The sequence below is a fragment of the Mycobacterium sp. D16Q16 genome, from assembly GCF_002013745.1.
In the GTDB taxonomy this organism is placed as follows: Bacteria; Actinomycetota; Actinomycetes; order Mycobacteriales; family Mycobacteriaceae; genus Mycobacterium.
In genome coordinates this window covers 1-18,951 of record NZ_MAEY01000016.1, presented here as the reverse complement: position 1 = coordinate 18,951, position 18,951 = coordinate 1, and the positions used below count along the sequence as shown (strand labels likewise).

19 protein-coding genes and 1 pseudogene are annotated in these 18,951 nt (G+C 63.3%); 13 read left to right on the top strand and 7 right to left on the bottom strand.

Translation table 11 applies throughout. From position 1 onward, the window contains the following. Positions 1-99 (bottom strand): annotated as a pseudogene (locus B4394_RS17450) (class I SAM-dependent methyltransferase); the annotation flags it as partial. Positions 100-741: 642 nt separating this feature from the next. On the opposite strand from B4394_RS17450, the gene B4394_RS17445 reads away from it, so the two are divergent. From B4394_RS17445 to B4394_RS25470, 3 genes are all read left to right on the top strand, one after another. Next, positions 742-1,359, top strand: coding sequence for a carbonic anhydrase (locus tag B4394_RS17445; protein WP_078315802.1), 618 nt, complete (start codon positions 742-744; stop codon positions 1,357-1,359). Between the two features lie 10 nt (positions 1,360-1,369). Further along, positions 1,370-2,194, top strand: a complete 825-nt coding sequence (locus B4394_RS17440; RefSeq protein WP_078315801.1) for a YoaK family protein — start codon at positions 1,370-1,372, stop codon at positions 2,192-2,194. Positions 2,195-2,279: 85 nt separating this feature from the next. Continuing rightward, positions 2,280-2,435: a hypothetical protein gene (locus tag B4394_RS25470; RefSeq protein WP_170915017.1), complete on the top strand. Its 156-nt coding sequence runs from the start codon at positions 2,280-2,282 to the stop codon at positions 2,433-2,435. A 60-nt stretch (positions 2,436-2,495) separates the two neighbouring features. Here B4394_RS25470 and B4394_RS17435 read toward each other — a convergent pair whose 3' ends face one another. Next, positions 2,496-2,861 carry a DoxX family protein gene (locus tag B4394_RS17435; RefSeq protein ID WP_078315800.1) on the bottom strand — a complete coding sequence of 122 codons (366 nt, stop codon included), beginning with the start codon at positions 2,859-2,861 and terminating at the stop codon, positions 2,496-2,498. A 198-nt stretch (positions 2,862-3,059) separates the two neighbouring features. Between B4394_RS17435 and B4394_RS17430 the strand changes: the two genes are divergently transcribed. From B4394_RS17430 to B4394_RS17420, 3 genes are all read left to right on the top strand, one after another. Continuing rightward, the gene (locus B4394_RS17430; RefSeq protein ID WP_078311164.1) at positions 3,060-3,647 is read left to right on the top strand and encodes a TetR/AcrR family transcriptional regulator; all 588 of its coding nucleotides are present in this window, start codon (positions 3,060-3,062) and stop codon (positions 3,645-3,647) included. Between the two features lie 75 nt (positions 3,648-3,722). After that, positions 3,723-4,553 carry a siderophore-interacting protein gene (locus B4394_RS17425; RefSeq protein WP_078315799.1) on the top strand — a complete coding sequence of 277 codons (831 nt, stop codon included), beginning with the start codon at positions 3,723-3,725 and terminating at the stop codon, positions 4,551-4,553. An 8-nt stretch (positions 4,554-4,561) separates the two neighbouring features. Then, positions 4,562-5,464, top strand: a complete 903-nt coding sequence (locus B4394_RS17420) for a tyrosine recombinase XerC (protein ID WP_176138331.1) — start codon at positions 4,562-4,564, stop codon at positions 5,462-5,464. Between the two features lie 422 nt (positions 5,465-5,886). On the opposite strand, the gene B4394_RS17410 is transcribed toward B4394_RS17420, so the two are convergent. Continuing rightward, positions 5,887-8,727, bottom strand: a complete 2,841-nt coding sequence (locus tag B4394_RS17410; protein WP_286142105.1) for an MMPL/RND family transporter — start codon at positions 8,725-8,727, stop codon at positions 5,887-5,889. Between the two features lie 38 nt (positions 8,728-8,765). Continuing rightward, positions 8,766-9,173, bottom strand: coding sequence for an MmpS family transport accessory protein (locus tag B4394_RS17405; RefSeq protein WP_078311099.1), 408 nt, complete (start codon positions 9,171-9,173; stop codon positions 8,766-8,768). 157 nt (positions 9,174-9,330) lie between these two features. On the opposite strand from B4394_RS17405, the gene B4394_RS17400 reads away from it, so the two are divergent. After that, positions 9,331-10,296 (top strand): TetR family transcriptional regulator, encoded by a 966-nt coding sequence (locus tag B4394_RS17400; protein WP_078311098.1) that lies wholly within the window; start codon positions 9,331-9,333, stop codon positions 10,294-10,296. Positions 10,297-10,310: 14 nt separating this feature from the next. Beyond that, positions 10,311-10,556, top strand: a complete 246-nt coding sequence (locus B4394_RS17395; RefSeq protein WP_078315796.1) for a hypothetical protein — start codon at positions 10,311-10,313, stop codon at positions 10,554-10,556. 7 nt (positions 10,557-10,563) lie between these two features. Here B4394_RS17395 and B4394_RS17390 read toward each other — a convergent pair whose 3' ends face one another. Beyond that, positions 10,564-11,022 carry a M23 family metallopeptidase gene (locus B4394_RS17390; RefSeq protein ID WP_212566654.1) on the bottom strand — a complete coding sequence of 153 codons (459 nt, stop codon included), beginning with the start codon at positions 11,020-11,022 and terminating at the stop codon, positions 10,564-10,566. Positions 11,023-11,374: 352 nt separating this feature from the next. On the opposite strand from B4394_RS17390, the gene rpsB reads away from it, so the two are divergent. After that, positions 11,375-12,232, top strand: a complete 858-nt coding sequence (rpsB, locus tag B4394_RS17385; protein ID WP_078315795.1) for a 30S ribosomal protein S2 — start codon at positions 11,375-11,377, stop codon at positions 12,230-12,232. Then, positions 12,233-13,051 (top strand): translation elongation factor Ts, encoded by an 819-nt coding sequence (gene tsf, locus B4394_RS17380; RefSeq protein ID WP_078315794.1) that lies wholly within the window; start codon positions 12,233-12,235, stop codon positions 13,049-13,051. Positions 13,052-13,104: 53 nt separating this feature from the next. Here tsf and B4394_RS17375 read toward each other — a convergent pair whose 3' ends face one another. Further along, positions 13,105-14,025 (bottom strand): winged helix-turn-helix transcriptional regulator, encoded by a 921-nt coding sequence (locus tag B4394_RS17375; RefSeq protein WP_502688405.1) that lies wholly within the window; start codon positions 14,023-14,025, stop codon positions 13,105-13,107. Beyond that, positions 14,022-15,443: a carotenoid oxygenase family protein gene (locus B4394_RS17370; RefSeq protein WP_078315793.1), complete on the bottom strand. Its 1,422-nt coding sequence runs from the start codon at positions 15,441-15,443 to the stop codon at positions 14,022-14,024. Before B4394_RS17370 ends, B4394_RS17375 begins: the two co-directional genes overlap by 4 nt. A 75-nt stretch (positions 15,444-15,518) precedes the next feature. Between B4394_RS17370 and B4394_RS17365 the strand changes: the two genes are divergently transcribed. From B4394_RS17365 to B4394_RS17355, 3 genes are all read left to right on the top strand, one after another. Continuing rightward, a complete protein-coding gene (locus B4394_RS17365) occupies positions 15,519-16,736 on the top strand; it encodes an acetyl-CoA acetyltransferase (protein ID WP_078311092.1) in 1,218 nt (405 codons plus the stop codon). Positions 16,737-16,817: 81 nt separating this feature from the next. After that, on the top strand, positions 16,818-17,399 hold the full coding sequence (locus B4394_RS17360; RefSeq protein WP_078311091.1) for a TetR/AcrR family transcriptional regulator: 582 nt from the start codon (positions 16,818-16,820) through the stop codon (positions 17,397-17,399). Between the two features lie 24 nt (positions 17,400-17,423). Continuing rightward, a complete protein-coding gene (locus B4394_RS17355) occupies positions 17,424-18,809 on the top strand; it encodes a family 1 glycosylhydrolase (RefSeq protein ID WP_078311090.1) in 1,386 nt (461 codons plus the stop codon). Positions 18,810-18,951 lie beyond the last annotated feature (142 nt).

The following is an 18,951-nucleotide window of genomic DNA, read 5'->3' as shown; positions in this document are numbered from 1 at the left end:
TACCCGACTATCGAGCCCCGCGGCGACAGCGACCACCTGGCGGATGCCGTGCGGGTCGGCACTGCTCATTAAGTAGTCGTCGAAGTACTTGGTCTGTGCTATGACCTAGGCGGCCAGGCCCGCCCGCCCGCGGAGGCGAATTGACCGCATCGGAAAGCGCTTTGGCGTAGGGGTCGATGAACACGGCGTCTGGCCGCGTGCTCTCTATTGCCTTGATGCGGGCGATCCCCAGCGAAGCGCTCCATGAATGCCATCATCGACTTTGCCTGGTAGCTAGAGCGATTTGTTATGAACTGGCGCAGTCTGAACTTTTCCTGTGAATATTGGGCATATCTACTCAAGCGGGTAGTCGTAACATCCAGAAGGCGAGATAGCCTCCGCTGCTGCGTCTTTCGAACACGGGGGGTACCCGCAGTTCGGCAAGGTAGTGGGCGTTCGAGTTTGTTGCGGCGGTGGATGATTGCCAACTGATTGCGGATTGGCGTTGCGGCATCCATGGATTCCAGGCATATTGGACTCGGGTGCTTTCAATGGCTGCGACGCCCATCGGAGAGATCTGCCAGGGCTGCCACCGTCGGCTTCAGAGTCTGCAAGTCGATGAATTCGCTTCCAGCAGTGCGTGTCTCGATGTGCTATGGGAAAGTGCTCCGATCCCCTCCAGAGTCAACCTTTGGTTGAATTAACTCAACTGTGTGTTGAAGATCACAGGCATGCTATACCCCGGTAGGGTATGAAGGAAATATGAGATCTGATCCGAAGTCCGCCTGGAAGGCGCTCGAAGAGGGTAATCAGCGTTTTGTCGGCGGTTGTCCGCAGCATCCGAGCCAGAGCGTCGCGCGTCGTACCGAGCTGGCTAATGGCCAGAACCCGCAGGTGATGTTGTTTGGCTGCTCGGATAGCCGGGTGGCCGCGGAGATCATTTTCGATCAGGGCCTGGGCGACATGTTCATCGTGCGCACCGCGGGGCAGGTGATCGACTCGGCGGTGCTGGGTTCGATCGAATATGCGGTGGCGGTGTTGGGTGTGCCGCTGATCGCGATCTTGGGGCATGACTCCTGCGGCGCGGTGGGTGCCACGGTGCAGGCTCTGGACACCGGTGAGGTACCGGGCGGGCATATCAGGGATCTGGTGGTGCGGGTGATGCCCTCGATCCTGGGCGGCCGCAAAGACGGGCTGACCCGGATCGATGAGTTTGAGGCCCGCCATGTCGAGGAGACCGGCATCAAGCTGCTGCAGCGCTCGCAGGTGGTGGCCGATGCGGTCGAGGCCAAGAAGCTCGCGCTGGTGTATCTGACCTACAAACTCGCCGACGGGCGTGTCGTTTTGCACGGCCACGTCGGCGACATCGGTAAGCCCTGAGTTCGCCGGTATGAACACGAAGAGGGGTGGCGGTTCGGTGGCCGTAGAGAACAGGTCTCAGGGCGATAGGGAAATCGACAATCGCAGCGGTGATGCCGCGGCGTCCACATCTGCCGACGCGGTCATAACACGCGAAGCCGCCATCGGAGGCGAGGCCCGGCTTTCCTGGCTGCTTTCCGGGCTCGCCGGAATGGTTGGGGCAGTGGCCTTCTTGCATAGCGCGGGCTACTTCGTGACGTTTATGACCGGTAACACCGAGCGTGCCGTGCTGACGTGGTTCAAGGTCACGGACAAACAGCAAGTGGCGGGTGCGGGTCCGATTGCCGCTATCTCGATGATCGGCGCCTTCCTCTTTGGGGTCATCGTGGCGTCGTACTGCAGGCGAAAATTTTGGAAGAATCACCCGCACGGGGCGACCGTCCTGACCACGTTCGGTCTTCTCGCGGCGGCCGCCGTCGACTTCTTCCAGGACCGGGGCTTCAACGCGAATGTTGACGTACATTTCACGCCAATTCTATTGTTGGCCTTTGCGATCGGGGCCTTGAACACGTCGTTCGTTAAGAAGGGTGAAACGGCCATTCCCTTGAGCTATGTCACGGGGACGGTCGTCAAACTGGGCCAAGGTATCGAGCGGCATCTCTTTGGCAAGGGTTCTGTCTTTGAATGGCTCGGGTACGCCATGCTTTACCTGTCCTTCATTCTGGGCGCCGCCATAGGCGGCGGCATAGCCTCGCTCTATAGCGGGTCCAAGGTGATACTCACCGTCGGATTGATATGCGGTGCAACAACTCTGATCACCTTTTTCCACTCCGACCGAAAAACCATTCTCGGTTGAGTGGTGCGGCGATTCTTGCCAGTTCGGTCTGTCGATAGCCGGAACGGTTCTTCCATAAAGTTAGAGAAGAGAAAGGATGCACGTCATGGAGCCTGGATTTCAGATATACGAAGCCCGGAAAGGTCAGCCGGACAGCCCTATCGAGCGCATGAACGACCTCGCGACGGCGATGATCATCGCGGTCCTGTTCATCGCTCTGGGAATGGCCAAATTCGGACCCCTCTGGCTCATCAACTACTGAATGTCGCAGGGACACCATATTTCTTCTCGTGAGCACGCCCAGTGGCCCCTCTGAGGTGGATCAGCCGTACCACTCGAACGCCACGAATACCGCAAGCACGATCAGGATCACGTTGACGGGGGCCAGCTTCCATTCGTTGCGACGAACGTGAACACCGAAGGCCCCTGCCTGCAACACCGCGAGTCCGGCCGCGGCAAGCGGGCTCAGCACCGGGGCGATTCCCGTCGCGTGGGGGAGTACTACGCCAATTGCGCCGAGCACTTCCAGTCCGCCGATCCCCTTGACGACGGTGGGGGTGAAGTCGCTGGCCCAGGCGAGGTTGGGATTGGCCGTGATTTTCTCGTACGGCGTGACCAGTTTGAACACACCCGCGCCGAGGTGCACCACGGCGAGAATGCCGGCACAGATCCACAACCAGATAGCCATCGCGTCAGTATGCCCGGCCGTAACGGTGGTGTTCGGAGATCCCGATAAAGATCATGACCGTTGTGCGGAAGTCCTCAACGCGATTGCCGGTACGTGGGGGGATGATGGTTATGGAGGAAGGATGTGGCGGATTTCGTGACTGATGCCGGTGAGCTGACGCGGCGCCCTCGTGGCCGGCCGCGCAAAGGCGGGGAAGGAGTGTCGGCCGACGCGATCTTCACCGCGGCGCTACAGGCCTTCGCCACTCATGGGTATCAGGGCATGTCGATGCGCACCCTCAATCGCGAGCTGGGCGTGAGCCATAACCTGCTGCATCAACGGTTTTCGTCGAAGGAACAGCTCTGGTACGCCGCCATAGACTGGGGATTCCAGGCGATCGTCGACAAGGTTCTGGCAGACGACGACGAGAGCCTGAGTTCCTCCGAGCGGATCAAACGATTCATCAAGATGTTTGTGATCTTCGCCGCCGAGCACCCCGAGTTGATCCGCATCATGGACATCGAGGCGGGCCAGGACAGCGAGCGGCTGCAGCACATCTGTCAGGCCTACGTCATCCCCATGCAAGAACGGCTTGGCCCAGTCTACGAAGAGGCAGTCAAGGCGGGGGAGCTGCGCGATGTACCGCTCCAGACCAGCTTCTTTCTCATCACGTCCGGCACCGCCGCCTTGTTCAGCAGCGGAGCGCTGGCCCGTACGGTGTTCGGGGATGCGGTGTTCGATCCGGAGCAAGTGCAGGCTCACGCCGAAGCCGCCGCCGAGTTGATCGTCAGGGGCATGTTGCCGTGACGGGGGCGCCCATTCGCGGTTGTTCCTCCGTATAGTCAAGGCAATTGACATAGAGGATTCGACGCAGGAGGCGATATGGCACGCCCGCTACATGAGTTGCAGGTAGTTCGGACCGAGCAGGTGACTCCGCATATCACCCGGGTGGTGCTTGGCGGTAACGGATTTGACGGTTTCGAGGCCACCCCAGACACCGACAGCTATGCCAAGCTGATATTTCTTCCGGAGGGCCACGAAGGGCCAGGTCCACGGGATATCGACCAGGCGCGTGACATGGAGGCCACCGTCCGCACCTACACCATCCGCTCCGTGGATGCCGACCGTCGCGAGATCGCCATCGACTTCGTCGTGCACGGGGGTTCCGGTGTGGCCGGCCCGTGGGCAGCGCGCGCCATGCCCGGAGACAGGCTGTACGTCACCGACTCGCACGGCGCTTATTCGCCTGATCCAGCCGCCGACTGGCATCTACTGGCCGGTGACGAGTCGGCCATCCCGTCGATCACCGTCGCGTTGCAAGCACTGGCGGAGGGTGCCCGCGCCAAGGTGTTCATCGAGGTGGCCGGTCCGCAGGACGAGATCGCCTTCGATACCCGCGGCGATGTCGAGGTCGTCTGGGTCCACCGCGGCGCCGGTGCCGACGAGGTCGACGAGAACCTGGCGGGGGATAACGCTCCGTTGGTCCAGGCGGTGCGCTCCGCGGAGTGGCTGCCCGGGCAGGTGCAGGTGTTCATCCACGGCGAGGCTCAGACGGTGATGCACAATCTGCGGCCATACATCCGCAAGGAGCGTGCGGTAGCACCGAAATGGGCCGCCTCAATCTCGGGATATTGGCGTCGCGGCCGCACCGAGGAGACTTTCCGCGTGTGGAAACAGGAGCTGGCGGCCGCCGAAGCTACCGTGAGGGAGTGACACCGCAGCTGACCGCGATTCTCGACGAGTTCGCCGAGCATCTGGCGCTGGAGCGCGGCCGGTCAGCGCACACGCAGCGCGCCTATCGGGGGGATCTCACCTCGTTGTTCGATCACCTCGCGGCGGCCCATCCGGACGCTACTCTGGCTGACCTGTCGCTTCCTGTGCTGCGGTCATGGCTTGGCGCTCAGGCCCGGCAGGGTGCGGCACGTTCCACCGTCGCGCGGCGTACCTCGGCGGTGAAGATTTTCACGGCCTGGGCGACCCGTCGCGGACTGTTGGAGACAGATCCCGCGATTCGCTTGCAACAGCCTAAGTCTCGCCGTACGTTGCCCGCGGTGCTGCGACAAGATCAGGCCGTCGCGGCGATGGAAGCAGCCCATTCGGGCGCCGAACAAGACGATCCGATGGCATTGAGGGATCGATTGATCGTCGAGATGCTCTACGCCACGGGGATCCGCGTCAGCGAGCTGTGCGGTCTGGATATCGACGATATCGACAGGTCGCGAAAAGTATTGCGCGTCTTGGGTAAGGGCGACAAGGAGCGCACTGTGCCATTCGGCGGTCCCGCCGCCGATGCTCTGACCGCATGGCTGGACCGCGGTCGACCACATCTTGCCACCGCCGGTTCTCGCGGGGCGGTGCTCCTCGGCGCGCGTGGGCGGCGCATCGATCCGCGTCAGGTCCGCACCGTGGTGCATCAAACCATGTCTGCCGTGCCCGGTGCCCCGGATATCGGCCCGCACGGTCTGCGGCACAGCGCCGCAACGCATCTGCTCGAGGGCGGCGCGGACTTGCGTGTCGTTCAGGAGCTGCTCGGGCACTCCACGCTGGCCACCACTCAGCTCTACACCCATGTCACCGTGGCGCGCCTGCGGGCCGTCCACGATCAGGCACACCCGCGGGCGTGAGGGCGTCACGCGCCATCTCGTGGCTTTCTTCTCCATCGGCACATCCGGGTGGGATTGACGCGACTCCTCCAGCGTTGCCGTCGGTTACGGCGGGTTCGTGCCTCCAAACTCGCCTTTTCTTGCCGTGATTGCTTGCGCATCATGCGGTCCACTTCGCGCTGGTAGTAGCTCATCGATCCGCCATTACCACCGGCCGCCCACAGGGCCACCACCACCAGGAACAGAAGCACTGCGGCGAACCCGGCTCCCGTAAGCACGGCCGTTACCCGCGGTTCCCAGCGCGCGATGTGACGATGCTGAGCTGTAGTGGGCCGAGGTTCAATTCGCAACTGCGGTCATCGAGATATCTTGTGCCCAGGTCCATCTCGAGTGATGTGCGAGGCGCAACGGTCGTTGATATGTCGCAGCTGCACATGTGCGCGTCACCTGCCTCCGGTGGTCACGAGCTGACTGCGGTCAGGAACATCCGGGGACGTAGCGCTGTGCGGGATCGCGTCGCGACCTGTGGCTCGGTCGTGCACCACCACGGGCCACCAGAACCAGCGACCCAGCAGTGTTGCGATGGAGGGGATCACGAACGATCGCACGATCAATGTATCCAACAGCAGCCCCAGACCGACGGTCGTACCGAGCTGGGCGATGTTATGCGCGTATCCAGCGATCATCGCGAACATGGTGAACCCGAACACCAATCCCGCGGTGGTGACCACTCCGCCGGTGTTGGCCATCGAGCGGATGATGCCCGTCTTGATACCGGCATGCATCTCCTCGCGGAATCTGGCGACCAACAGCATGTTGTAGTCGGCGCCCACCGCGACCAGGAAGACGAATGACAGCGGGGCCACCGACCAATGCAGCGGATTGCCGATGATGTCTTGCCAGACGAATATGGCCAGGCCTAGAGCGGAAAGGTAGGACAGCGCCACGGTACCGATGACCGCCATCGCGGCAACCAGACTGCGCAGCAGGATCAACACCACGCAGAACACGAAGGCGAATGCGGCCACCACGCTGGTGATGAAGTCCTCTCGCGTGAACGCTTCGATGTTCAGAAGGGTGCCGCCCGGGCCGCCGATGCTCACCGTGCTCCCGGCCAGCGACGTGTTCTTGATCGACTGCAATGCGGTCGGAATGATCTTGGCGCTCAGGTCCATTGCTTCGCGGCTGAATCCCTCCATATCCGGAGTGACGATCATCCGTGTCACCTTGCCGTCGGTGGAGAAGAAGAACGGCATCGCGTTCTTGAAGAGCGGGTTGTCGAATGCCTGACTGGGCAGGAAGAACGACGAGCCCGGATCACCTGCCGCGAAGCTCTTGCTGAGCTCTTCGGTGAATTGCGTGATCTCGGTGACCTGGGGCACCAGGATCTGCAGTGTGCTCTGCAGCGGGGCGGTGACCGCGTTGACCTGCGCGATGAAGGCCTTCAATCCTGATAGCTGTGCACCCAATTGCGGCAATGTCTGTGCCAGGGCGCCAGTTCCGTTCACCAGATTGCCCACCAGCCCGTCGAAACGGTGCAGATCGTCGAAGAGCGAGAAGCCGGTGATTGCGGCCTGGCAATACTCGTTGTCCCGGCAGTTCGGAATTGATCCCACGAAGTCCTCGGCCGGCTTGGCGGTTTCGCGTAGCGTGTCAACCTTTTGTACGACGGCGGCCAGGCTGGTGCGCAGTTCGGTTGCACCCACCTGGATCTGGGTGGCACCCCGGGTCCCGTTCTGCAGTGCTTGCTCCAGCCCCTTGACGGTGAGCGAGAGCTGCCCGACCTGGCCGCTCAGGGCAGTGAGGTCGGTGATGCGTTGGTTGAGCAGATTGGTCATCTGGGTCAGCCGTCCACCGATGTATCCGGCTTGCGAGGTAAGTGCCCCTTGCTCCAGCGGGGCGCCGAGCGGGCGAGTAATGCCCTGCACATTGTTGATACCAGGGATGTCCAGCACGGCATTGGAGAGCTTCGCCAGTGCGATCATGTCCCCGGAGTTGCGCATGTCATGGTCCGACTCGATCAGGAAGAGGCTGGGGGCCATGATGTTTGGCGGCAGGTGGCGATCCGATGCGGCGAAACCCAGGTTCGCTGGGGAGTCGCTGGGTTGCGCGGTCTGCTCGTTAAAGCTGGGCCGGAATCCTGGGAGAACCAACAGTGCGAGCGCGAGCACGGCCATACTGCCCGCGAGTACCGGTCCCGGCCAGCGCACCACATAGGTGGCGATGCGGCGCCATCTGAGCTGCGACTTCTCTTGGCGCGGTTCGAAGAATCCGAGCCGGCTGCCCAGCGCCAGGAGTGCGGGTCCGAGGGTCAGTGCGGCAGCCAGGGTGACCACGACCGCGATGGTGCAGGGCAGCCCGGAAGTGCTGAAGATGGCCAATCGTGTGAAGACCATGCACGCGGTCGCCCCGGCGACAGTGAGTCCCGACGCAATGATGATGTGCTGGACCCCGGCCAATGCCGTGTAGTAGGCGGATTCCGGATCTTCGCCGGCGCGGCGAGCTTCCTGATATCTACCGAGGAGGAATATGCCGTAATCGATTCCGGCCCCCAGGACTATCACCGCGAGCAACGCGGACGCGAAAATTGACACCCCGATGACTTGATGTTCGCCGAGGAAGGCGACGATGGGCCGCCCCACGCCGAGCCCCGCGCCCGCGACGAGCAGTGGCATGGCGATCGTTATCGGGTTGCGGTACACCAGGAACAAGATGGCGCCAACCAAGAGGCCGCAGGAGATCAACAGCAACAGAATGGAATCGTTAATCGAGACCAGTTCGTCGTTGACAACAGCGGATGGTCCGGTCAGGTGTGCTGTAATCCCTTTGGGTGGTGGATATTCGGCGATAATGTCGCGAATGGCCTGGGTGGATTCCATGGCCAGGGCGGTACCCATGTTGCCGGAGAGGTTGATCAAGACATAGGCGGCCTTGCCGTCTGCGCTCTCGTTGGCGCGGGAGAACTGCGGGTTGGACCACAGGTCCATGGACGAGTTGACGTGCTTCTTGTCCTGGTTGATTCGGCCGAGGACCTCCGAGTAGTACCGGTGCGCATCGGCTCCCAGGGGGGCGTCGCCCTCGAGCAGTAGGTAGACGAAGTTGTTGGTTCCCGCCCCGCCGAAGTAGTTGCCCATCTTGACAATCGCCTGAACGGAGGCGGCGTCATCAGGCAGGAACGAACGGGCGTACCCCTTGATCACCGTCTCCAGCTGGGGGACAGCGAGATTGAGTGCTCCGGCGGCAGCCAGCCACAGCACGATGACGGGAAGGGAGAACCGGTACATTAGCCGGGCGAGTAGGGGTCGCCGGTTGTTTTGGATGTTCACGCCACTACCACCTGGCAGGAGACGGCCGATGAGTCGGAGGACTTTTCGTCGCGGACCTCGCCGTTGATGCTGATGCTGCAGGACATCTGTCCCGCGGTGGCCTGGGCGACCACGCCGGTGGGGATGGTGAGTTTCCCTGTGCGCAAGGTGGTTTGCCAGGGGAGGGTGCCCGATACCTCGCGCACGGTGCCGTCTATGTCGAGATAGGACGCCGCAACGGTGGCACCGATCGGCCCGTCAAGTCGATACTCGACAACCTTTTCCCGCGGCTTACCGATCGACGGCGGCTTGGCCGAATGGCCGATCGCGGGGTCAGGAATGTCGCTGAGCCGCAGATGGGCTATGTAGGCCCCGGCGATACAGAGGACCGCCGTTGATACCAGATACACCCACGTGCCACGCATTCCAGCTCCTCATTGATCCGGTTGGTGAGCGTTGACGTTAACTGGCTGATCGTTAATTTAACAGTTGGTCATATCAATATCACACCGATCGGTCTACTGTGATGCGGAGCACATGAATACGTGGCCCTGGGTGACGCGAAACTGGTAGAAGGGACAGGTGACACGGGCAGGTACCAAGGGCATGCCCCGCGCGGAGCGGGAGCAACAGATCCTGGATGCCGCATGTCAGGAGTTCGGTCGCAGTGGATACGCGGGCATGTCCCTGGCCGCGGTGGCATCGGCCGTTGGAGTGTCCAAGCCCATGGTGCTGGCGTACTTCGGGTCCAAGGAGCAGCTCTATGTCGCGTGTGTACAGCGCGCGGGAGTCATCGTGGGCGATCAGATCGAGGCGGCCATGGAGGCCGCCCCGCCCACACTGGCGTTGCCGCGAGCTGTGCTGCAGGCCGTCTTTCAAGCCCTCGCGCCGCGACCCTCGGACTGGCTGGTCATCTGGGATCAGACCCTGCCCGAAGAGAGTGAAGCACTTGCCGCGGCCCGGGTCGCCAGAACGCGGCTCGCCGCACTGGCCGGTCAAGGTGTGGCCGCGGTGGGAAGCGCGGCCACGCAGCTGCGCGACCCGCAGGACATCGGTGTACTCACCCAGGGCTGGATGGGGATGGTCGGCGCCATGATCACCTGGTGGATCCGGCACCCCGAGCAGAGTGCGGAGCAGATGGCCGAGCGCGCCAGCCGGCTGATCGCCATCATCGCCAGTGCTGGGATATCCGAGGCGGAGTCGCCGGACGGGGCCGCCACGCCACGGCCCGGTAGGCCCGTACGGGGATCCGGTTCCGGGCAGCCACTCAACGCGGCATTCGATCTTTTCGGCCGACGTTGGGCAATCCTGGCACTGTGGGAATTGCGCTCTGGATCAAAGACTTTCTCCGAATTGAGGCGGGACATGAGTGGCCCCGGGGAAGTGTCGACTGGTGTGCTCACCACGCGTCTGGAGGAGTTGACCGCCGCGCATATCGTGCGGAGCCGGGATGGGGAGTATTCGCTGACGGCGGTGGGCAAGGCGCTACTCGTTGCGTTGGCCCCGCTGGAATTGTGGGCAAGAGCCTGGTCGGTATCGGTCCGATGACTACAGTGCCAAGCATGCGCGCCGGAATTCTGGTGGCGGCTACCGCCGCCGTGTTGAGCCTCGGAATCGTGGCACCGGGAACGGCACTCGCCGACGTGTATCCGCCGTGGTGGGTGTGCATGGCCAACGGCGGTGAGATGCGCGCGTTCTACCAAGTGGTGACCGAGCAGGACGCACTCGACCGCTTTCATGACGCGGTGTCCAGGCTGTCGCAGGCCACCGGAAAACCCGCGCACGTCGATATTTGTCAGCCCGCCTGAGAGGCTCTTAGCCCCGCGTAAGCGGCTTCAGTCGCAGCGGCGTCGAGGCTAGAAGCCCCAGCGGATCCAGATAGTCCGCGGCTGACGCGGGTCCGCGTAGCGCTCCCCAGTGCAGGCAGGCCGCGCCGGGGCAGCCCGGATGCCCCGGTAGCAATGTCCCGATGAGCGAGCCCTTTGACACCCGCTGACCCGGTGTGACCAGCGGGGTGACCGGCTCGTAGGTAGTACGCAGGCCGCCCGTGTGCTCGATGGAGACCAGCGATCTACCGGCGAGCGATCCGGCGTACACCACCATTCCTGGCCCGGCTGCCACCACACGCTGGTCTGGGGTGCCGGCCATATCCACCCCGCGATGACCCCGGTTCCAGCGCTCCCGCGGCCCGTCGAAGTACCGGGTTATCGCAGCTCGGGGATGTAGCGGCCAGTCGAAACGGTCCTCCGTACCCCCGGCGGAGGCGGCCGCCATGGGGGAGGCGGCCAGCACCAGGGTGAGGATCAGTACGGGACGCCCGAACCCTCGGAACCACACGATGCCATGGTGGCCGGACGGTGGCGGTGCGGGAAAGAGCCATCTGGGCTCTGTGGATAACTGCCGGGGCTCCGGCGCGATCCTTCGGCGCGTGGCGAAAAGCACTCGTCGCAGCATGTAAACTCATGACCGCAACTCGCTGAGCGGGTTGACTTCGCGCGTCTGCACACGAGCTCGTGGCCAGCATGCCGGGCGGTCCCATCCAGGTGGGTTCCGGCATCAGCAGACGCTAGGGCCCAGGATCACCCGATCCCGGGCGGCAACCGACAACATAAAGGAATGGCTCACCATGGCCGTCGTAACAATGAAGCAGCTGCTTGACAGCGGCGCGCACTTCGGGCATCAGACCCGTCGTTGGAACCCCAAGATGAAGCGGTTCATCTTCACCGACCGCAACGGCATCTACATCATCGACTTGCAGCAGACGCTGACCTACATCGACAAGGCGTACGAGTTCGTCAAAGAGACCGTCGCCCACGGTGGTTCGGTCATGTTCGTCGGCACCAAGAAGCAGGCTCAGGAGCCCATCGCCGAAGAGGCGACCCGCGTCGGCATGCCCTACGTGAACCAGCGCTGGCTGGGCGGCATGCTCACCAACTTCTCCACCGTCCACAAGCGTCTGCAGCGCCTCAAGGAGCTGGAGTCCATGGAGCAGACCGGTGGCTTCGAGGGACGCACCAAGAAGGAAATCCTCATGCTGACGCGTGAGAAGAACAAGCTTGAGCGCAGCCTCGGCGGTATCCGCGATATGCAGAAGGTGCCTTCGGCGATCTTCGTGGTGGATACCAACAAGGAGCACCTCGCTGTTGCCGAGGCCCGCAAGCTGAACATCCCGATCATTGCGATCCTGGATACCAACTGCGATCCCGACGTCGTCGACTACCCGATCCCGGGCAACGATGACGCGATCCGCAGCGCTGCGCTGCTCACCAAGGTCGTCGCTTCCGCGATCGCCGAGGGCCTCCAGGCCCGCTCCGGCCTGGCCGGCGGCGACGAGAAGCCAGAGGCCGCCGAGCCGCTCGCCGAGTGGGAGCAGGAATTGCTTGCCTCCGCCGTCGCAGAGGTTCCGGCCGCTGAGGCTGCAGAGGCTCCTGCCGCCGAGGCCGCTGCTACCGAAACCACCGAGACCACAACCGAGGAAGGCTAAATGGCGAATTTCACTGCTGCCGATGTGAAGCGGCTCCGGGAACTGACCGGTGCCGGAATGCTCGACTGCAAGAACGCCCTGGCCGAGTCCGACGGTGATTTCGACAAGGCCGTCGAGGTGCTGCGTATCAAGGGCGCCAAGGACGTGGGCAAGCGCGCCGAGCGCGCGACTGCCGAGGGCTTGGTTGCCGCGCGTGACGGTGTGCTCGTCGAGCTGAACGCTGAGACCGACTTCGTCGCCAAGAACGCCGAATTCCAGGGGCTCGCCGACGCCATCGTCGGTGCGGCCGCGGTCGGCAAGATCGGTGATCTGGACGCCCTCAAGGCCGCGAAGGTCGAGGACGGCCGGACGGTCGAGCAGGCCATCGCTGACCTTTCCGCGAAGATCGGTGAGAAGCTGGAGCTGCGCCGGGTGGCGTACTTCGACGGCACCGTCGAGACCTACCTGCACAAGCGTGCTGCGGACCTGCCGCCCGCGGTAGGCGTGTTGGTCGAGTACACGGGATCTGGCGCCGAGGCCGCGCACGCGGTCGCACTGCAGATCGCCGCGCTCAAGGCCAAGTACCTGACGCGCGAGGACGTTCCGGCCGATGTGGTCGAGAACGAGCGTCGCATCGCCGAGGAGACCGCGAAGTCGGAAGGCAAGCCCGAGCAGGCTTTGCCCAAGATCGTCGAGGGTCGCGTCAACGGTTACTACAAGGACGTCGTGCTGCTGGATCAGGCATCGGTGTCCGATAGCAAGAAGACCGTCAAGGCGCTTCTTGACGAGGCCGGTGTCACCGTGACCCGCTTCGCGCGGTTCGAGGTTGGACAGGCCTAACTCACGTAAACAACTCGGCCCCGCCAGGATTCTTCCTGTGCGGGGCCGAGTTGTCATCGGGGCTCGATGGCCCCCGAGTCCACGCTCTGCTCGCATTGGTCGCAGGCAAGTTCAGGGGTAAACGGACGCCCGCACTCGCGATGGGTGAAGATCATCGCCGGGCCGTCTGTTGATCGGAAGTGCCGCTGCCCCCAGTCGACCGCCGTCATCACGACCGGGAAAAAGGCGAGGCCCTTTGGGGTCAGGTGATACTCGGACCAATCGGAACGTTTGGGGTGAGAGGCACGCTGCAGCACCCCCATGGTGCAAAAGCCGCGCAACCGGTCGGCGATTACGGCGGGTGGGGCGCTGAGCCGGGTTTGGAAATCGCCGAACAGCCGTGAACCGAGGAAGGCGGCGGCCACCATCGCCGACGCCCAGCGGTTGCCGAGAATGGACATGGTCTCGGGGAACAGCCCGGCTTGTCCGCGCTTGTCGGCGCCGCTGCGCCGCCGAGTCGTGCCCTCGGGTACGGACCGGAGCCACCCGCCGCTCGGGCCCCATTCGGTGATGATGTGGTCGCGGGTCACGGGCTGGTGGCAATGCGCACAGCGAAGCACGGGTGAAAAGTCCTGCCCGCAGGTGAGGTGATGCATCAACGGCATCTTCTCGGGGTGCACTGGCACCCAGGTTCGTTCCCAATGCCAGATAGATACCAATACAGGCCACAGCTCCTGGCACTGTCGGGTGGGCTGGTAGCCCGCACGTAGTGGCCGTTCCTGGTACACCTCTCGCCGGAGCAAACCGTCGTCGACGAGCTTCTGGAGCCGCTGGGTGAGCACGGCGTTGGATATCGGCAATCGCTCCGAGAAGTCGCTGAATCGCCGTGCACCCAAAAGTGATTCGCGCACGAGAAGCAGGGTCCATTCGTCGCCCAGCAGACCAACCATGCGCCCGATGGCGTTGGTGCTGACGGGCTTGAGCGTTGAGGTCAACGTGGGCCCCGGGCCTGACGCAGCTCTGCCCCCGGTACCCATGTGGAATGGGTACCGCTGCAGATTCTTTCGGGAAGCTGCAGTTTGCATACCGGGCCTTCGGTCATTCGGGAGGCCTCGAACACCAGGCAGTAGGAGGAATCGGCGTTCATGTCGGTGGTGAGTGTCACCAGGTAGCCGTCCTCTTCGGATGTGCTGCCGGGTCGCGGCGCCATGGCCGTCTCGCTGCCGAAGACGCCATCGCCGAACGAGATTCGTTCCTCCGAACCAGTGTGTAGGTCGTGGCGCACCAAACCGTCGAACAGGAACCAGCCCGGCTTGCCGGTCGCCGCGTAGGTGTACCGGTAGGGCCGGGTTTCAAAATTTCGATTCATCATGCCGAATTCGGTGTAGTTGTCGCTGAGTCGCTCCTCGGTGGTGGTGCCCGTGACCAGGTTGAATCGCCAGCGATGCAGTGTGGATTTGAACCCGTCCAGGGCCAAGTAGCGAAACGCGGCCTCCTGTAATGAGTTTGTGCCCTCGGTCGAAGGGGTCGGGTCGTTCTGGAAGAATCCGTCCAGCACGATGTCGTCACCGTCTTCGTAGGCGTTAACGAAATGCAGTGCGTAGGTCGGTGCGGCCTCGAACCAGCGGATTTGTGATGAGTCGCCACGGCGTGGGACCACCGCGAATCGGGAGGGGAGATCCGGATGGAAGACCGGCGCGTGCACACCGTGCTTCATGAGTGAGGGCTCCCAAAACAGCGGAAAGTCGTTGAGTATCACGTAGTTTTCCGTGTAGGCCATGTCGTGAGGAAGGCGCGGACCGGGCAGCGGGACATCGACGTGATGCACCAAGTTGGCGTCCTTGTCCACGACCCCGTATCGCAGGTGCGGCTCCTCCTTGCTGTAGCTGAAGAACAGCATCTCGCCGGTGATCGGATCGGTTTTCGGATGCGCCGACACCCCCCACTCGGTGGGGAACTTGCCATGCCAGGTCTCCTTGCCGACGGTCTCGGCGGTGTACGGGTCGACTTGGTACAGATCGCCGCACATGTAGAAGCTGGTCAACGCGAGGCCACGGTGTACCACCACATCGGTGCTGGAGGCGTCCTTCATGCGGCGGCGAGCGCCCCATCCGTCGTCTCGTTTTGCGGCGGTGGGCATTTCAATGAATCCAGCCCACAGTGGGCCACCAGCCGCGTTCTCGGCGGCGAAGCCATCGGTGCGCACAAACCGGTTGCGGTAGGACGCCTTGCCGCCTGCGAACTCGACGATGTGCAGCATGCCGTCCCCGTCGAACGGGTGATAGTTGGTTGCCGCGGGGTGTAGTGGGTTCTCGGTGTTGCGCAGCTGGGGCCGCCACGGACCGGTGCGGTAGGGGTGGTCGTCGTCGGCCGGAAGGGTCGAGGTCCAGGTGTTGATCAGTTCGGTGGCCATGGCTTCTCCCGCGGTTCGGCGTATGCGGCCAAGCTATGCTTGACAGAGTTACTCTGTCAATTGAATCATAAGCGGATGTCTCAGGGTATCTGGATCCTCGGCGCCTATCAGAGCGACTTCGGGCGCAATTTCACGCGCGAGGGGCTCGATTTCGCCGATCTCACCCGCGAGGTAATCGATGGCACGTTAGCTTCTGCGGGTGTGGCCGGAGGTGATGTCGGTGTGGTGCACGTAGGCAACGCGTTCGGTGAAATGTTCTCGGCTCAAGGCCATCTGGGTGCGATGCCGGCGACGGTCCATGAGGAGTTGTGGGGCATTCCGGCGGCCCGGCACGAAGCGGCGTGCGCATCCGGTAGCGTCGCGGCCCTCGCTGCGATCGCAGACTTGCGCGCCGGGTTTTATGACTCGGCGCTGGTGTTGGGACTCGAGCTGGAGAAGACGGTGCCCGGTGAGGTCGGTGCCGCACACCTGGCCGCCGCCGCGTGGACCGGGCACGAGGACGACGGCGTCACGTACATGTGGCCGCATGTTTTCTCGCGAGTCGCCGAGGAGTACGACCGGCGCTACGGAATCGACGAGGCCCATCTACGGGCCATTGCCGCCAACAACTTCGGGAACGCCCGGCGAAATCCGAACGCGCAAACCCGGGCCTGGACGTTGCCGGATCTGGAAAGCCTTGACGACGTGTCCAATCCGGTGATTGAGGGCCGCATCCGCCGTCTGGACTGTAGTCAGTTGACTGACGGTGGCGCCGGTCTGGTCCTCGTCACCGATGGGTACATGCGCGAGCGCCCGGGGGCTCGCCCGCTTGGGCGCATCGACGGCTGGGGTCACCGGACGGTAGGGCTGGGGCTGCAACAGAAATTCGAGCGCGATGCGCAATCGCCCTACGTGTTCCCACACGTTCGAATGGCTGTCACCGATGCGTTCGAACGGGCCGGGGTGACACTCGGTGCCGTGAGCGGATTCGAGGTGCATGACTGCTTCACGCCGAGTGAGTATCTCGCCATCGACCACATAGGGCTGACCGAACCGGGAGAGTCGTGGAAGGCAATCGAGAACGGGGACATCGAGATCGGTGGCCAGCTGCCTATCAACCCGAGCGGTGGACTGATCGGGTCCGGACATCCGGTGGGCGCGACCGGTATCCGGATGCTGGTCGATGCCGCTAAGCAGGTCAGCGGAACCGCCGGTGACTATCAGGTCGAGGGTGCAGACTGTTTCGGCACCCTGAATATCGGCGGCAGCACGGCGACCGCGGTCAGTTTTGTGGTCCGCGCACAATCCAGGTAGCAGGCTGTTTACCTGCGCCCGGACTGATCGCCCCGGCCTCTTGAGGGCCGTGGTGCTGGGAGGTTGCGCTAGCCTTCGGCCATGCCAGCTGTCGGGCGATATGCCAAGGGTGAGACCAAGCGCCAGGAAATCCTTGCCGCAGCGTTGACGGTCCTCGAGCGTGACGGGGAGGCCGGTGCCTCGATGCGGGTCATCGCCAGGGAGGCCAACATCAGTCTGGCCGGACTGATGCACTACTTCCCGGCCCGGGACGTGATTCTCACCGAAATACAACGCGGCGCTGATGCCACATTCGAAGAGCGGTACCGCAACTCGTCAGCAGAGATCGATCCGGGTGAGGTGCTGGCGCAGGCCATGCTGGATAAGGCGAGTAAGCCCGGTTCGGGGACGGTGTACCTGTCCTTGGCCGCCGCCGCGGCCGTCGACCCGGAGCATCCTGCCGGGGCGTACCTGCGTGACAGGTACGAGAGAATGCGCGCACGCATCGCCGACTATGTGCGGGGACGCCAGGCCGACGGCACGGTGCCCGCACATGTCGATGCCGACTTCGCCGCCACGGCGTTGATCGCCGCCGCTGACGGCATTCAGATCCAATGGATGTCGGACCCGTCCATCGACATGGGTGATCACATGCGCCGGGTCTGGGAGCAACTCCTCCGCTAAAACCATACAGTGTATGGTTTTGGTATGAAGTGGATAACCGCCGTCATGGCCTCGGCAGTCGTATTCGCGGTGGGGTTGACCGCCTGCAGTCCCCGCCAGGAAGGTGCGGGGGACGGCTCCACCTGGGACCGTGGCTTCTATTGGGGCACTGCCACCGCGGGCTACCAGGTGGAGGGGAGTGCGCCGGATAGCAATTGGCGCCGCTACGTCGACCGCACCGCGGGGATGCCCGCGATGGCCGATCAATCCAACCCTCTCGGGGGCGGTCCCGTCGACCCGTATCGGCAGGCCGACGACTTTCGGCACCGGTACGCCGAGGATATCGCCAATGCACATGCCATGGGTGTCAACACATTTCGATTCGGGCTGGAGTGGTCGCGGGTCATGCCCCAACCAGGCAAGTGGGACGAGAAGGAACTGGCGTACTACGACTCCATCGTCGCCACGCTGCGCGAGAACGGCATGACGCCGATGATCACGCTCATGCACTGGGTGTACCCGGGCTGGGTTGCCGACAGCGGCGGGTTTATGAACAACGTCGCGGCATTCGAGGACTTCGCCAAGGCGATCACCAAACGCTATGCCGGGCAAGGGGTGCTGTGGGTCAGCATCAACGAGCCACTGGCCTTCGGGGCGATGGAGGTGCGCACCGGCGCGATCAAGCCCGACCAGTTCGATGGGTTCCTGGATCGGGTCGCCGAGGCTCACCGCGCGGTGTACCGGGCCGCTCACGAGGCGGACCCCAAGGCCAAAGTGACGACCAACGAGGCCTACATCCCGCCGGATGTGTTGGCGCAGTTCGCAGGTTTCGGGGTGAAGGGTATCGAGGGATCGTTCTTCGACCGGGTCGCCGGCAGCCTGGATTATCTGGGGTTCGACTATTACACCGGCACTGCGGCAGATAATCCTGCCTCGGCACAAAGCATGGCTGCGCGCTGGGACATCAAGCTGCAGCCCGAAGACATCTACTACGTATCGCGGCACTACGCGCAGCGATACCCCGGGCTGCCGATCTACATCGTCGAGAACGGGATGGTCACCGATAACGGAAAACCGCGGGCAGACGGCGTGACGCGGTCGCAGTACCTCAACGACACCGTCTTCTGGCTGCAGCGGGCCAAGGCCGACGGCATCCCGATTATCGGGTACAACTACTGGTCGTTGGTCGATAACTACGAATGGGGAAGCTACCGGCCACGTTTCGGCCTGTACACCGTCGACGCGCTGGGCGATCCGGCGCTGAAGCGGGTGCCCACCGATGCCGTCCAGGCCTACACACAGATCACCCGGGACGCGGGCACATCACCCGGCTATCGCCCGGTGATCCCGGCGGCGAAATGCTCGACGACGGTGGGGCAGGACAGCTGTGCGCCACTTGATCCGAAGGGGCCGACGGTTCCCCTGCGCTAATCGCCGAGCAGGAAATAGCGGTCCGGATCGTCCAGGACCACCTCGGGGTTACCGTCGACGGTGATGTCGGCGCGCCCCGCGGTGGGGTCCTGGCGGAAGTGTTCGTCTTCCGCCTCAATCCACAGTCGCCAGAACTCGCGGA

Coding starts and splice junctions, on each gene's coding strand:
- B4394_RS17355 (WP_078311090.1), top strand. CDS start 17,424: ATGAAGTGGATAACCGCCGTCATGGCCTCGGCAGTCGTATTCGCGGTG.
- B4394_RS17365 (WP_078311092.1), top strand. CDS start 15,519: ATGTCTCAGGGTATCTGGATCCTCGGCGCCTATCAGAGCGACTTCGGG.
- B4394_RS17435 (WP_078315800.1), bottom strand. CDS start 2,861: ATGGCTATCTGGTTGTGGATCTGTGCCGGCATTCTCGCCGTGGTGCAC.
- B4394_RS17370 (WP_078315793.1), bottom strand. CDS start 15,443: ATGGCCACCGAACTGATCAACACCTGGACCTCGACCCTTCCGGCCGAC.
- tsf (WP_078315794.1), top strand. CDS start 12,233: ATGGCGAATTTCACTGCTGCCGATGTGAAGCGGCTCCGGGAACTGACC.
- B4394_RS17425 (WP_078315799.1), top strand. CDS start 3,723: ATGGCACGCCCGCTACATGAGTTGCAGGTAGTTCGGACCGAGCAGGTG.
- B4394_RS17410 (WP_286142105.1), bottom strand. CDS start 8,727: ATGTACCGGTTCTCCCTTCCCGTCATCGTGCTGTGGCTGGCTGCCGCC.
- B4394_RS25470 (WP_170915017.1), top strand. CDS start 2,280: ATGGAGCCTGGATTTCAGATATACGAAGCCCGGAAAGGTCAGCCGGAC.
- B4394_RS17445 (WP_078315802.1), top strand. CDS start 742: ATGAGATCTGATCCGAAGTCCGCCTGGAAGGCGCTCGAAGAGGGTAAT.
- B4394_RS17360 (WP_078311091.1), top strand. CDS start 16,818: ATGCCAGCTGTCGGGCGATATGCCAAGGGTGAGACCAAGCGCCAGGAA.
- B4394_RS17405 (WP_078311099.1), bottom strand. CDS start 9,173: ATGCGTGGCACGTGGGTGTATCTGGTATCAACGGCGGTCCTCTGTATC.
- rpsB (WP_078315795.1), top strand. CDS start 11,375: ATGGCCGTCGTAACAATGAAGCAGCTGCTTGACAGCGGCGCGCACTTC.
- B4394_RS17395 (WP_078315796.1), top strand. CDS start 10,311: ATGCGCGCCGGAATTCTGGTGGCGGCTACCGCCGCCGTGTTGAGCCTC.
- B4394_RS17440 (WP_078315801.1), top strand. CDS start 1,370: ATGAACACGAAGAGGGGTGGCGGTTCGGTGGCCGTAGAGAACAGGTCT.
- B4394_RS17390 (WP_212566654.1), bottom strand. CDS start 11,022: ATGGCGGCCGCCTCCGCCGGGGGTACGGAGGACCGTTTCGACTGGCCG.